At 70.4% G+C, this 13,127-nt stretch carries 12 protein-coding genes and 1 pseudogene; 9 read left to right on the forward strand and 4 right to left on the reverse strand.

All coding sequences use genetic code 11. The annotated features are described in order from the left end of the window. Positions 1 to 10: 10 nt before the first annotated feature. Positions 11 to 754, forward strand: a complete 744-nt coding sequence (locus tag JK364_RS38090) for a GntR family transcriptional regulator (protein ID WP_201855975.1) — start codon at positions 11 to 13, stop codon at positions 752 to 754. A gap of 35 nt (positions 755 to 789) precedes the next feature. Here JK364_RS38090 and JK364_RS38095 read toward each other — a convergent pair whose 3' ends face one another. Genes JK364_RS38095 through JK364_RS38105 form a run of 3 tightly spaced genes read right to left on the reverse strand, consistent with a single transcriptional unit; the run spans position 790 to position 4,018 of the window. Further along, positions 790 to 1,839: a BadF/BadG/BcrA/BcrD ATPase family protein gene (locus JK364_RS38095; protein WP_201855976.1), complete on the reverse strand. Its 1,050-nt coding sequence runs from the start codon at positions 1,837 to 1,839 to the stop codon at positions 790 to 792. Further along, on the reverse strand, positions 1,836 to 3,137 hold the full coding sequence (locus JK364_RS38100) for a family 4 glycosyl hydrolase (protein ID WP_201855977.1): 1,302 nt from the start codon (positions 3,135 to 3,137) through the stop codon (positions 1,836 to 1,838). Before JK364_RS38100 ends, JK364_RS38095 begins: the two co-directional genes overlap by 4 nt. A gap of 56 nt (positions 3,138 to 3,193) precedes the next feature. Further along, the gene (locus JK364_RS38105) at positions 3,194 to 4,018 is read right to left on the reverse strand and encodes a 6-phosphogluconolactonase (RefSeq protein WP_201855978.1); all 825 of its coding nucleotides are present in this window, start codon (positions 4,016 to 4,018) and stop codon (positions 3,194 to 3,196) included. Between the two features lie 384 nt (positions 4,019 to 4,402). Between JK364_RS38105 and JK364_RS38110 the strand changes: the two genes are divergently transcribed. From JK364_RS38110 to JK364_RS38145, 8 genes are read left to right on the forward strand one after another with little or no spacing between them, the layout of a single operon-like run. After that, entirely contained in the window at positions 4,403 to 5,545 is a 1,143-nt protein-coding gene (locus JK364_RS38110; RefSeq protein ID WP_201855979.1) for an aminotransferase-like domain-containing protein, read from the forward strand. A gap of 19 nt (positions 5,546 to 5,564) precedes the next feature. Further along, a complete protein-coding gene (locus JK364_RS38115) occupies positions 5,565 to 6,407 on the forward strand; it encodes a phytanoyl-CoA dioxygenase family protein (RefSeq protein WP_201855980.1) in 843 nt (280 codons plus the stop codon). Continuing rightward, positions 6,404 to 7,444 carry a succinylglutamate desuccinylase/aspartoacylase family protein gene (locus tag JK364_RS38120; RefSeq protein WP_201855981.1) on the forward strand — a complete coding sequence of 347 codons (1,041 nt, stop codon included), beginning with the start codon at positions 6,404 to 6,406 and terminating at the stop codon, positions 7,442 to 7,444. Before JK364_RS38115 ends, JK364_RS38120 begins: the two co-directional genes overlap by 4 nt. A 1-nt stretch (position 7,445) precedes the next feature. After that, complete coding sequence (locus tag JK364_RS38125) at positions 7,446 to 8,546, forward strand: ABC transporter ATP-binding protein (RefSeq protein WP_201855982.1); 1,101 nt, start codon at positions 7,446 to 7,448, stop codon at positions 8,544 to 8,546. A 53-nt stretch (positions 8,547 to 8,599) separates the two neighbouring features. Further along, complete coding sequence (locus JK364_RS38130) at positions 8,600 to 9,457, forward strand: carbohydrate ABC transporter permease (protein ID WP_201855983.1); 858 nt, start codon at positions 8,600 to 8,602, stop codon at positions 9,455 to 9,457. Further along, positions 9,454 to 10,269 (forward strand): carbohydrate ABC transporter permease, encoded by an 816-nt coding sequence (locus JK364_RS38135; protein ID WP_201855984.1) that lies wholly within the window; start codon positions 9,454 to 9,456, stop codon positions 10,267 to 10,269. The genes JK364_RS38130 and JK364_RS38135 overlap by 4 nt, the downstream gene beginning before the upstream one ends. A gap of 41 nt (positions 10,270 to 10,310) precedes the next feature. After that, the gene (locus JK364_RS38140; RefSeq protein WP_201855985.1) at positions 10,311 to 11,576 is read left to right on the forward strand and encodes an ABC transporter substrate-binding protein; all 1,266 of its coding nucleotides are present in this window, start codon (positions 10,311 to 10,313) and stop codon (positions 11,574 to 11,576) included. Positions 11,577 to 11,611: 35 nt separating this feature from the next. Further along, a complete protein-coding gene (locus JK364_RS38145) occupies positions 11,612 to 12,238 on the forward strand; it encodes a carboxymuconolactone decarboxylase family protein (RefSeq protein ID WP_201855986.1) in 627 nt (208 codons plus the stop codon). Between the two features lie 86 nt (positions 12,239 to 12,324). Here JK364_RS38145 and JK364_RS38150 read toward each other — a convergent pair. After that, positions 12,325 to 13,053, reverse strand: a pseudogene (locus JK364_RS38150) (class I SAM-dependent methyltransferase); the annotation flags it as partial. Positions 13,054 to 13,127: the final 74 nt, after the last annotated feature.

The raw sequence follows: 13,127 nt of genomic DNA on the forward strand, positions 1-13,127 counted from the left end.
CGTAATGGGCATGACGAGCGTGGAGGACACCAAGGCCGGGGCCGCCGTTGCGCAGACCTACCGCCGACTCAGCGAGGCGTTGCGCCGCGGGGTCTATGCGGCGGGAAGCCGGTTGCCGGGGGAGCGGGACCTCGCCGCGGACCTCGGAGTCAGCCGCTCCACCCTGCGCCTGGCGCTGGGCCGGCTGGCCGAGGAGAACAAGCTGGAACGCTCCTCGCAGCGCGGCTGGTTCGTCCGCCGCAACGTCGTCGGCGAACCGCCGAGCACCCTGCAGAGCTTCTCCGAGATGGCGCGCGCCCGCGGGCTGCGCCCGGAGTCCGAGGTGCTGCGCCGCCGCGCCCGCCCGGCCACCTTCGAAGAGGCCGAGCAACTGTCCGTCGCTCCCGCCTCCCGGGTCCTCGAACTGCGCAGGCTGCGCCGTATGGACGGAGTGCCGGTGTGCGTGGACTCCAGCGTGGTGGTCCTGGGCCTCGCGCCCCAGCTGGCCGAGATCGACCTCACCGACCGTTCCCTGTACGAGACCCTGGAGCAGGACTGCGGGCTGCGTATCGCCCGCAGCTCCTACACGGTCCACGCGGCGGCGGCCGACCAGACCACCGCCGAACTGCTGGAGCTCGAGCCGGGCGACCCGGTGCTGATCGGTGAGGAGCTGACCTACACCGACGACGGCTCGCTGGTACTGACCGGCCGGATGGTCTACCGCAGCGATGCCTACCGCTTCCAGGCCGACCTGTTCCGCCCGGTGCGCCCCTGACGTCGCCTCGGCGGCGGACGCCGGGGCGACGCGCCTCAAGTGGCCAGGAACTCCCGGGGCGGCAGACTCCCCGTCACCTTCTCCAGCACGGCGTCGGCCACCATCGGGTCCGCCAACGCCACCCCGCCCTCGGCGAGGGCGTCCAGCAGCGCACCGGCCACCGGTGGCAGGGAGCCGCGGTGCAGCACCGCTCCGGGGACGTGCGCGGGCAGCTCCGCGAACAGCGCATCGGCGACCGGAGAGCCCTCCGCCATCAGGACCGAGCCCGACAGCACGACACTCACCGGCCCGCCCGCCCGCGCCAGCCCGGTGCGCCGCGCGGCCACCCCGGCGTACTGGGCCAGATGGCGTCCTTGGGCCCGGACGATCTCCACCGCCGCCGGATCACCCGCCGCGGCCACCGCCGCGACCACGCGGGCGCAGCTGTTCCGCTCCCGACCGGAGGCATGGCCCTGACGGCGAGTGAGCCAGTGGTTGAGCGCCGCCACGGTGGGCTTGCCGTAGTGCGCGAGCAGGGCCTCGGTCAGGGCGGTCGGCCGGCCGAGCCCCAACTCGGCGAGGAACACCGCCCGGAACGCCTCGTTCGCCAGGCCTGTGGCGCCCATGGGGTACTGGCCCCACCAGCCCATGTCCCACAGCTCACCGCCGGGTCCGCGAGCGGCGATCGCCCCCGACGTCCCGCCGGTCACCGAGACGCCGACGCCGCGGGCATCGCCGCACCGGATGGCGGCATAACCGTCGTTGAGGATGCTGCGCCTGGTCAGGACGCCGGGACAATGTCGCGTCAGAGCCGCGTCCCAGTAGCCCTGGTCCTCGGGCCAGTCGACCCCGGCCAGCCGGAAGGCCACACTCCGGACGGCCCGGAACTCCGCCCCGGCCTGGGCCAGGGCCGCCCGTACCGCCGCCAGCACCTCGGACACCGCGATCTCGGGGGTCGGCGCCCCGTAGATGTCCCCGCAACCCGAACGCCCGGCGCCCACCACCTCGCCGGAGGCGGTGGACACCAGGGCCGCGGTCTTGCTGTTGCCCGCGTCCACGCCCAGGTAGAGCGCGGACGCGGGACATGCCGTCTGCTCCCGCGTCACGGCAGCAGACGCTCCGGCAGCCAGGCCCGCTGCGCCGTGGCCAGCTCGGCGTACAGCGCCTCGGCCACCGGCAGCGAGGGCACCAGCGGATTGGCCGTCAGGGCTCGGACGGCGTCCGCGGCGGTGCCCTCCCAGGCCGCCTTGGCGGTGAGGATCTGGTACTCGGCCAGTTGCTGGACGATGCCACGCACCGAGTGCGGCAGCGGCTTCTGCTGCTCGGGGTGGAAGCCTCCGCCGTCCACCGTGCCCCACAGCTCGACGACGGTCGACTCCTCGAACCCGGGCAGCCAGCCGCCGGTGTTGGTGATGTTGAAGGGGAGACGCGCCGGGGCGTCGTTGTAGAACGCGCTGATCGCCTCGATGGCCAGCTCCAGCTCGTGGATCCCGCCGCGTGAGCGGTCCTTCTCGAGCTGCGGGGCGTCGGAGGCGGCCTGCTCCCGGTAGTGCTCCCAGTAGTCGGGCAGCGAGTCCAGGATGACCTCGGAGCGGGTCTTGGCGGCCAGCTGCCGCTCGCGCAGGATCTCGTCCTTGAAGTAGTAGTAGTTGAAGTAGTCCGAGGGAATGGACTCCATCGCCACCGCCAGGTGCAGCGCACGCATGCCGTTGCGGTCCTCGGTGGGCTTGTCCTTCAGCGCTTCGTAGCGCTCGCGCAGGATCGGGAAGGCGTCCTGGCCGTCGTAGGTCGCCTCGTTGGACCAGCAGTTGTGGTTGACGCCGACGAGATTGGCCTTGAGCTTTTCCGGGTCGAGACCGGCGGCCTTGGCGACGACCGGCGGGAAGACGATCGGGCCCTCGCAGAAGGAGACGATCGGGATGTCGGTGTAGTCGGAGACCGCCTGGGAGACGATGTTGACCGGGTTGGTGTAGTTGAAGATCCGGGCGCGGGGGGCGACGTCGGCGAGGTTGGCGCAGACCTCCTTGATGATGTTGATCGAGCGCAGTGCCATCATCGTGCCGCCCGGCCCCTGCGTCTCCTGGCCGATGACCCCGTACTTGAGCGGGATCCGCTCGTCCAGCGCACGGGCCTCGAAGCCGCCGGGACGGTAGCTGGTGAGCACGGCGTCGACGTCGCGCAGGCCCTCGCGCTGGTCGGTCGCGGTGCTGATGGTGATGTCGAGGCCCGCGTTGCGGGCCATCTTCTCGGTGATCGTCCGGACTATATCGAGCCGGTCCTGATCGAGGTCGATCAGGACGAACTCGGAGCCGTCGAACTCCTTGCCGTGGTGCATGAAGGAGGCCATGGTCCCCGCTCCACGCGAGGAGCCACCGCCGAGGTAGGCAATCTTGACGCGAGCCATCGATCCTCCAGGATCTCTTGGTGATTCAGCTTGGGATTCCGGTGTGAGCTGCGGCTTCAGAGCGAGGTGAGTGCCGCTGAGGCGGCCACCGCCGCCTGGTCGAGGTAGAGCCGCGGGTGCGCGCAGTCGGCGAAGACGGTGGCCGGCCAGTCGGCCTCGTACCCCTCCGCCTGGGCGAGCCGCGCCGCCGCCTTGCCCTTGTCGCTGCCGTGGGCCACCATGACCACCCGCTTGGACTGCGTACGGATGGTGGCGATGCCGACCGTGACCCCGTAGCGGGGAACGTCGTCCAGGCCCCGGAACGTCGGGAAGGTCGCCAGATTGTCGGTCCTGGTCTGTTCGCCCAGCGGGACCACCCTGGTCCGCGAGTCCGCCGGGCTGCCCACCGGGTTGAAGGCGATGTGCCCATCGCCCGCCCCGGAGGCCAGCAGGAACAGATCGATCCCGCCGAGCTCCGCGATCCGTCGCTCATAGGCTTCGGGATCGGCCGGATCCGGCCCCCACAGCCGCTCCGGCGCGATCCCCCGCCCCGGGCCCGCCGCGGCGTTCATCGGCCCGACGATCTCCTCCCGCCCGAAGCGAAGGCAGCTGTGCGGCAGTCCGGAGTCGATCGCGCGGTACTCCCAGCCGGGCGAACCCAGCGGTGTGGCCTCGACGTACTCGTCCATCATCACGATGACGACGTGTCCCAGGTCCAGCCGCCGCGCGGCCACCTCGTCCGCCAGCGCCCGGTAGGTGCTGGCGGCACTGCGCCCGCCCGGACACCCGAGCACATACGACCGTCCCGCTCGCGCGGCATTCTCGATTTCCACGGCGATCTCCGCGGCCAGCTTGCGCCCCAGGGCCTCTGGGTCCGGGAAGACGATCGGCGACACCCGCACAGGAGGAACTCCCTCTCGGTCAACTCTTTCGCAGACCAGTTACGCCACTGACCATACTGTGGTCTGACTGGTATAGGCAATGCTCAAAAGGTGACGTCCTATGGGGTGGGGGTGGCGGGAGCGCGGGGCGGTCCACGTTTGGCGCGTCCCGACCCCGGAGGCGTGCGGCGGTCGTCAAGGAGACGTCTGGATAATCCATCCCAATGAAAGATGGGCCACTGGATAGTTCATGCACCAGCCATCCGGGCTTGGTTGGTGCGCAACCTCCACCTCCGAGCCTGGCACCGACGGCGCAGGTCGGCCGCGGCGCGGACGGCCCTGGGCTGGACGGCCACGCGGTGCGGTGACCGCGTCGGCCACACGATCACAAGGAGTCACCCCGTCATGACGACGCTTACAGCCTCCGACCACAACCCCGACGACCTGCGCCGCCGTGAGGGCCCGGTCTTCATGAGCGGCAACCTTCCGCCCGACGTCCCGGAGGTGTTCGACGCACGGTACGGAGCCGCTCTCGACGCCGTGCTCACCCGGCGGTCGCCGTCGCGCCTGATCGGCGCCCACCAGTACCGCGGGTCCGACCGCGATCGGGCCGCCGGTGCCGCGTTCACCGCGCGGCGCCTGGGGACGACACCGGCCCCGGAGCGGGTCGTCGTCGCCAACGGCACCCAGAGCATCCTCACCCAGCTGCTCTCGGGGCTGGTTCCCCGCGGCGGGGTGCTCGCCGTCGAGGAATTGACCTACCCGACGATCCGCACGTTCGTCTCGATGCTCGGCATCGACCTCGCTCCCTTGGCGATGGACGGCGAGGGGATCGATCCGGACGCGTTCGAGCACATCTGCCGGACCCGACGGCCCGCCGCTCTCTACACCATGCCGACGCTACAGAACCCCACCACCGGCACCATGGGCGACGACCGTCGCCGCGCGATCGCCGACGTATGCCGCCGGCACGGTGTGTCCGTGATCGAGGACGACATCTACAGCCTCCTTCCCGCGGCCGCGCCCCCGCCGCTGTCGGTGTACCTGCCGGAGCTGTCCTGGTACGTGCTCGGCACCGCCAAGAGCATCGCGCCCGGGCTGAAGGTCGCCTACGTCGTCACTCCGGACGCGGAGTCCGCCAAGGCGCGGTTCTGGCCCGGCGTCCGCAGCACCTACTGGATGGTCGCGCCGATCAACGCGGCCGTGGCGACCGGCCTCGTCGAGGACGACGGGGCCACCGCGATCATCGACGCGGTCCGGGCCGAGACACACGCCCGCCACGAGCTGGTGACAGCCGCGCTGGACGGGATCGGCCACCGTACAACCCCCGAATCCCTGCACGTCTGGCTGCCCGTGCCCCCGGGCCGCACGGCTGCCGACTTCGCGGCCGCGGCGCTCGCCGCGGGCGCGTCCATCGGCACCAGCGCCACCTTCTACGTCGGCGACGACACCGCCCCTGAGACGGTCCGGTTCGGTGTCGGTGCACCGCCCGACCGCGGCGCCCTGCAACGCGGCCTCACCGCAATCCGTCACGCCTATCACCATTGATCACCAAGGAGACCGGAAGGTGCCCAAGATCCTCACCGATGCGCAGGTCCAGGGATACCGGACCGACGGCTATGTATGTCCCATCCGCGCATTCGACGCCGAGGTCGCGGTCGGCTACCGCGGCCGGATGGACCGGCTCGAGGTCGACAATCCCGGCCTGTGGACGCGCGCCAAGGTCAAGCCCCACCTCCTGATGACATGGCTCAACGAGCTCATGCGCGAGCCGCGGATCCTCGATGCCGTCGAGGACGTGCTCGGCCCCGACATCCTGGCCTGGGCGACCGGCCATTTCGATAAGAAGCCGCACGATCCGGGCTTCCTTGCCTGGCACCAGGACGCCACCTACTGGGGGCTGTCCGAGCCCAGCGTCGTCACCGCCTGGGTGGCACTGACCCCGAGCACCCGGCGCAACGGCTGTATGCGTGTCGTCCCCCAAAGCCATACCGAGGGCCAGCTGCGGCACACCGACACCTTCGCCGCCGGCAACATGGCCAGTCGCGGCCAGGAGATCCAGGTCGACGTCGACGAAGCGGCCGCCGTCGACCTCGAACTGCAGCCGGGCGAGTTTTCGCTGCATCACACGATGCTGGTGCACGGCTCCCTGCCGAACACATCGGATGTACGGCGTTGCGGGATCACCATCCGATACGTCGCCGCCCACGTCCGGCAGACCACCGGCTTCCGGGACAGCGCCACGTTGGTCCGCGGCACCGACCGCCACGGACACTTCCGCCCGGAACCGCGGCCGACGACGGACTTCGACCCGGCCGCGTCCGCCTTCTACGACGAGATCGTCGGCGAGGCCGAGCGGCGCAAGGCGGCCATCGCCGCGCAGGCCGACTCGGTGAGGGATGAGCGATGACCACCGCGCGCACTCGGATCTTCACCGACATCGACCTGGACGCCGAGGGGGAGTCCCGTGGCTATCTGCGGTTGCCGCTCGCAGTTCACCGCACATCCGACGGCGACGCCGGCTACGGCTACACGGGGATCCCGATCGTGTCGCTGCGCAACGGCGACGGTCCCACCGTGTTGCTCATGGCCGGCAACCACGGCAACGAGTACGAGGGCCAAGTGGTGGTGATGCGGCTGCTGCGGCGGCTGCGGGCCGCCGACCTCACCGGCCGGCTCATCGTCCTGCCGGCCGCCAACGCACCCGCTGTGGAGGCGGACCGGCGGACCTCCCCGCTCGACGGCGGCAACCTCAACCGCGACTTCCCGGGCCGGCCCGACGGCCAGCCCACGGAGATGATCGCCCACTTCATCGAGAGCCACATCCTGCCCCGCGTGCAGTACGCCTTCGACCTGCACTCAGGCGGCAAGTCGATCGAGTACCTCCCCGTAGCCGTGGCCGCCCGGTCGGACGACCCGGACCGGTTCGCCCGCTCCCTGGACATGCTCAAGGCGTTCGGCATGCCCACCTCGATGATCATCGACCACTCCACGGGCGGTGACGCCGCGCTGATCGGCGCCTGTCGGCGCACGGGGGTGTTCCACCTGTCCACGGAGCTGGGCGGTGGCGCGTCCGTCGGCCGCGAGGAGGTCCGGCTCGCCGAGCAAGGCGTGCTGCGGCTGCTGTACCACGTCGGTCTGTTGCGCACGCCGCTCACCACCGAACCGCCGGCCACGACGACGATGCTGTATCGGACACCGGCACACGAGTACATCTACGCCGGCTCCACCGAACGGGGGCTGTTCGAACCGCTGGTGTCGCTGGGGGATTCGGTCCACCGCGGCCAGGCCGTCGGGCTGATCCGCTCCACGTCCGCGCCGTGGAGGGAGCCGGACCCGGTGATGTCCCCCTGCGATGGTGTCGTCCTCGCACGGCGCATCCCCGCGCGAACGGGCCTGGGCGACTGCGTGTTCGTACTGGGCCGACCCTGGGAAGGCGGGGCGTGACATGCGGCTGAAGACACCGGATGGGAACACCCGCCGGACCACGTCCACGACACACCCGGCGGTCGCCGGGGAAACCGCGGCGCCGACACCGTCGGCGGTGCGGGTGTCCGCGGCCACGAAGCGGTTCGACCGCTCCGAGACCGCCGCCCTCGACGACGTCCACCTCACCGTTCCCGCCGGATCCATCACGGTGCTGCTCGGCCCGAGCGGCTGCGGCAAGACCACCCTGCTGCGCTGCATCACCGGTCTCGAGACGCTCACCTCCGGCCGGATCGAGATCGGCGGCACCGACGTCACCGACGTCGCCGCCGAGGACCGCGGGGTGGCGATGGTCTTCCAGAACTACGCCCTGTATCCGAACAAGACCGTCCTCGGCAATATCGAGTTCCCGCTGCGGATGCGGCGGGTGGACCGGGTGGCTCGCCGCGAGCGCGCCCTGCGGGCAGCCGAACTGATGCGCCTGGGCGAGCTGCTCGACCGCAAGCCTAGCGAGCTGTCCGGTGGGCAGCGGCAGCGGGTCGGCATCGGTCGTGCCCTGGTCCGCGACCCTGCGGTGCTGGTCATGGACGAGCCCTTCTCGAACCTCGACGCGGCCCTGCGGGACACCATGCGCACCGAACTCGTCACGCTGCAGCGACGCCTGGGCATGACGGTCGTGTTCGTCACGCACGACCAGGTCGAGGCCCTCGCTCTGGCGGACCAGTTGGTCGTCATGCGCGCGGGGCGCATCGAGCAGGCGGGACCGCCCGAGGAGGTCTACCGCACCCCGGCGACAACCTTCGTGGCCACCTTCCTCGACGGGATGAACATCTTCGCCGCCGAAGGCCCGTTCGAATCCTGCTCGATGCCCGGGGCGGCCACCGTCGGCTGTCGGCCGGACCACCTGAGGGTCGGCACGGGCGACGCGGCCGATATCGATCTGCGCGGCCAGGTCCTGATGACCGAGCTGCGTGGACGCGACCGGCTCGTCCACCTCGACATCGGCGGCCAGCGCGCCCGGATGCGGGTACCGGCGGACAACCGGCCGAGCGGGGAGATCGCGCTGCACGTTCGGCGCTCCGATCTGCACTACTTCACAGCCGACGGGATGCGCCGGTCATGACACCACTGCTCGACGCCTCGGCCCGGCCGCGAATGCGGACGCCGCGGCGGTATGTGCCGACGCTGCTGGTGACGCCGGCCGCTACCTTCCTCATGGTCTTCTTCATCGTGCCACTGAGCATGGTGGCGGTACTGACCCTGTTTGACTACCAGCCGCTCACCCGTTCGGTCAGCTTTGTCGGGCTGCGGAACTGGCACCGCATCCTGACCTCCCCCGAGTTGCAGCAGGCCACCGTCAACACCCTGTTGTACGCCGTGATGACGGTGCCATTGATCGTCGGCGTCAGCCTGCTCGCGGCGCTCGGTATCCACGCCCTGCCGCGCTGGGGGGCGCTGTGGCGCACGGTGTACTTTTTGCCGACCATCGCGACGATGGCGGCGATGTCGGTGGTGTGGCGCTGGCTGTTCTACCCCGGCACGGGCCCGGTCGACGCCACGATCGGACGACTGACCGGTGCCACCGACTGGCTGCACTCCACCACGCTCGCGCTGCCGGCCATCGCCGTGATCGGCAGCTGGGCGGGTATCGGCTCGTCGATGGTGATGTTCCTCGCCGGCCTGACCAGCGTGCCGCAGCACCTGCACGAGGCCGGCCGGCTGGACGGTGCCGGTCCCTGGCACAGGTTCTGGCACATCACCTGGCCGGCGCTCGGGCCGTCGACCATGTTCGCCCTGATCATCGCCACCCGCGACGCGCTCCGTGTCTTCGACCAGGTGCACGTGATGACCGACGGCGGACCGCTGGGATCGACCGAGACCCTGGCGGACCTGCAATGGCGGTACGGCGTCAGCTACCTGGACATCGGCAGCGGCTCGATCGTCAACACCGTCCTCCTCGGCCTCGTCCTCGTCACCGTTGCCGCGCAGTACCTCGCGGGCGGACGCCGACTTGAGCGAGCGGGTGCGCGATGAACAAGACCAATCGGCGGGTCCTCGGTGTTCACGTGGCGGTCGCGGCCGGTGGCGTGGTCATGCTCGGACCCTTTGTACTGATGCTGGCGGGCGCGTTCCTCGCGGGCAACCCACTCGGCGGGGAGCTGAGCTCGCGATTCACCCTGGACCATTTTCGGGACGCCTGGGCCGCGCTGGACTGGCCGCGGGTGTACGGCGCCAGCTTGCTGGTGACCGGGGCGATCTTCATCGCCCAGGTTGTGACGTCGCTGCCGATCGCGTACGCGTTGGCGCGCTGGGAGTTCCGCGGCCGGAGGCCGACGTTCAAGGTGGTACTGGTCTGTCTGGTCATTCCCCCACAGGTGACCGCGATCCCGATCTACTTCCTGATGTCGGGCCTCGGCTTGCTCGACAGCTACTCAGCGTTGATCCTGCCGAGCGTCGGCAGCGGGTTCTGCATCTATCTGTTCCGCCAGTTCATCCTCGCCATCCCGGTGAGCATGTTCGACGCCGCCCGGCTGGACGGGGTCGGGCCGGTGGCGATGCTGTGGCGGGTGGTGTTCCCGCAGGTCCGTCCGGCACTGGTAGCCGCCGGTGTGTTCAGCGTCGTCTCGCACTGGAACGACCTGTACTGGCCGTCGGTCATGCTGACCACCGACCACATCGCGACCGTCCCGTACGCGGTGGCCGGGGTCTCCGGCCCGGACAGCACAGTGCCGCTGAGCGTGCAGCTGGCGATCGCCGCGTTGGCGGCGCTGCCCCTGCTCGTCTGCTTCGTCCTGGTCCAGCGGCACCTCGTCCGCGGACTCGTCCTCACCGCCGACGGCGAATAGCCGTGCGGCGCCTTCCCTCCCCACACAAGGACAGCACAGCCATGACCAGCATCGTCTCCCGACGGAAACTACTGCTGGCCGCGGGCGCCGCCGCGGTCACGGCCGCCTGCGGCCGCGAGACGTCCGGCACCCTGAGGTTCCTCGTCCCGAGCGGCACCCGCGCGCAGGCCGTCGAAGCCACTCTCGGCAAGGACTTCGCCCGGCGCACCGGCGTCCACCCCGAGATCCAACTCAGCGGCGGAGGCGGCAACTGGCAGGACGTCGACGGCCGGCTCGCCACCGCGTTCGCCGCCGGCACTCCGCCGACGATGGCGATGGTGGGCGCCAACGCCGTCCTCACCTATGCCGCGGCGGGACTGCTGCAACCTCTGGAACCGCTGATGGCCAAGGGCGACTTCCGGCCTGACGACTACATCAAGCCGTTCCGGCGGGTGAACCAGTACCACGGGCGTACCGCCGCCGCCCTCTACAGCCTCGGCGTGATGGTGTTCTCGTACAACGCGGATGCCTTCCGCAAGGCGGGGCTCGACCCCGATCGGCCGCCGACCACCTGGAGCGAGATGCGGTCCGCCGCCGCAGCCGTCGTCGGCAAGCGGGCCGCGCTCTACGGGGCACTGCATTCCTACAACGCGGATTCCAACTGGACGTTCGAGAACTTCATAGGCTGGGCGGGCGGATCCATGATGGACACGCGGCGACGGCGCATCACCTTCGCCGACCGGCCGGGCGTCGACGTGCTGACCTACTGGCGCGGCCTGATCGCCGACAAGCTCAGCACACCGACCACCACCCTGGAGATGGACGACGCCTTCCTCCGCGGAGACGCCGCCATGGTCTTCGGCCCGTCGACCAAACCGGTGCGCTACGCCGAGGAGGCGTCGTTCGACTGCCGGACGGCCGTGGTCCCCATCCCCGATGGTGGCACCCGGCGGCTGCCGCCGGGCGGGGGATCACTGGTGATCTTCACCAAAGACAAGAGGGAACAGCGGGCGGCCTGGAAGATCATCCAGGCACTCACCAGCGCCGTCGGGCAAACCGAGTTGTGCACGAGCACCGGCGAGATACCCGTCAACGTGCGGGCCACCGGCGCGCGGTACCTCGGCCCTGTCATCGACAAGCAGCGCTACCGCCGGCCGGCGCTCGACTCCGTCCCGGATCTCGCGCAGCGCTTCCAGTTCCCCGGCCTGCGGGCCGTACAGATCAACGACCTGCTGCGGGAGAACATCTACGCCGCTCTCACGGGCGCGAAGGCGCCTCGGCAGGCGCTCAGCGACGCGGCGAGCCGGGCCGAAGCCCTCCTCGCCTGAACCGGTTCCCACGCACCTGGCCACGGAGGCCTGAAATGCCCGACCGACACGATATCGACTGGACGGCAGTGCCGTACCGGGGACTCACCGACGGGTCGCGGCCCGAACCGGTGGACCTGGCGGCGGTCATGACGGACCTGCCTGACGGGCTACGGGACCGGCTCGCCGAGCGGGTGGACCGGCTCGGCTACATCAATGGGTTCCTCGCGGTGGGCCTGCACCATCCCGATGCGGTCCTGGCACTGCTGGACATGACAGAGCAGCTGAAAGCCGCGCTGGATCCCGCGCATGTGCTGGTCGTGGCCCTCGCCACGCACCATGCTCTCGGCAACGAGTACGAGTGTGTCCAGTACCTGGACGTGGCTCGCGCATCCGGCATGAGCGAGGCATGGATCGACGCGGCTCAGGGGCGTGCCACCAGTGGCCTCACCCTCTCCGAGGAGGCCGTGCGGAGGCTGACGCTCGCCGTGGTCTTCGCGGCGCCTCCGGCGCCGGCCCTGGCAGCGGCCGGAGAGCACTTCGACGACCGTGGTCTGGTCGCGATCATTCACTTGGCCGCGCGGTACGTCGCGACCTCCCGGATCAGCCACGCGCTGAGTCTGCGACCCATGAGCGGGCCCCTCCGGACCGGCGTCGACCCGAAGGAGAGGGAAGCCGAATGACCTAGGACAGCGGGTCCCGGCCATCGACTTGGCTCACGGCGGCTCCGCGGCTCTGCGGCTCCGCGGCTCTGCGGCTCCGCGGTACCGCGCCGCGCCACGAACACGAACTCCCTGCCCGGCCGGTCGGGTGCGTCGCGTACGTTCTCGACGGCGAAGCCGTGTTCGTGCAAGTCCCGCTCGATCTCCGGACGTTCGCGGAAGCGAAGGGTCGATTCCGAGGTCAGTACGTCCCCGTCCGCGGCGAACACATGCGTACCCCGGAAGCTCACCAGCGGCAGGCTCACGTCCGTCAGCTCGACCCAGGTCTCGACGTGGCCGACGCCCGGGATGTCCGTCATGCGGTACGTGGTCTCGCGCGTCCACTCCGCCCACTCCTCCCACACGCGCTGCGCCGGATCGCGCGTCTCGAAGACAAGCCGCCCGCCGGGCCGCAGCGCCTCGTACGCGCCGCGCAGCGTCGTACGCCACGCCTGCGGATCGGCGATCGCCTGGACGACGTTGCCGGTCATCGTCACCAGGTCGATCTGCATGGGCGGCAGGTCCCCCGCGTCACCGTCGAGCCAGCGCACCCGCTCCGCGCCCGGCTTGCCACGCGCGACGTCGACGGACGCCCGCGCGGGATCGATCCCGGTGGCTGTCATCCCGCGCTCGGCGAGCAGCAGCGCGAACACGCCCGTACCGCACCCAATGTCCAGCACCGACCGCGCCCCGAACTCCTTCGCCATCGCGAGATACGCGTCGAGATCGCTGCGGTCCGGATCGAGTGGGTCGTAGATAGCGGCGAGGCGCGGATGCCCGAAAGCTGCGTCAACCATGGAGGCGAACGTATGTGGCTCCGAGCCCGCGCGGCCACCGCTTTTTCGGGTTACGGCGGCCCGGGCCCGGGCGG

Source organism: Streptomyces endocoffeicus, from assembly GCF_016741935.1.
Classification (GTDB): Bacteria; Actinomycetota; Actinomycetes; order Streptomycetales; family Streptomycetaceae; genus Streptomyces; species Streptomyces endocoffeicus.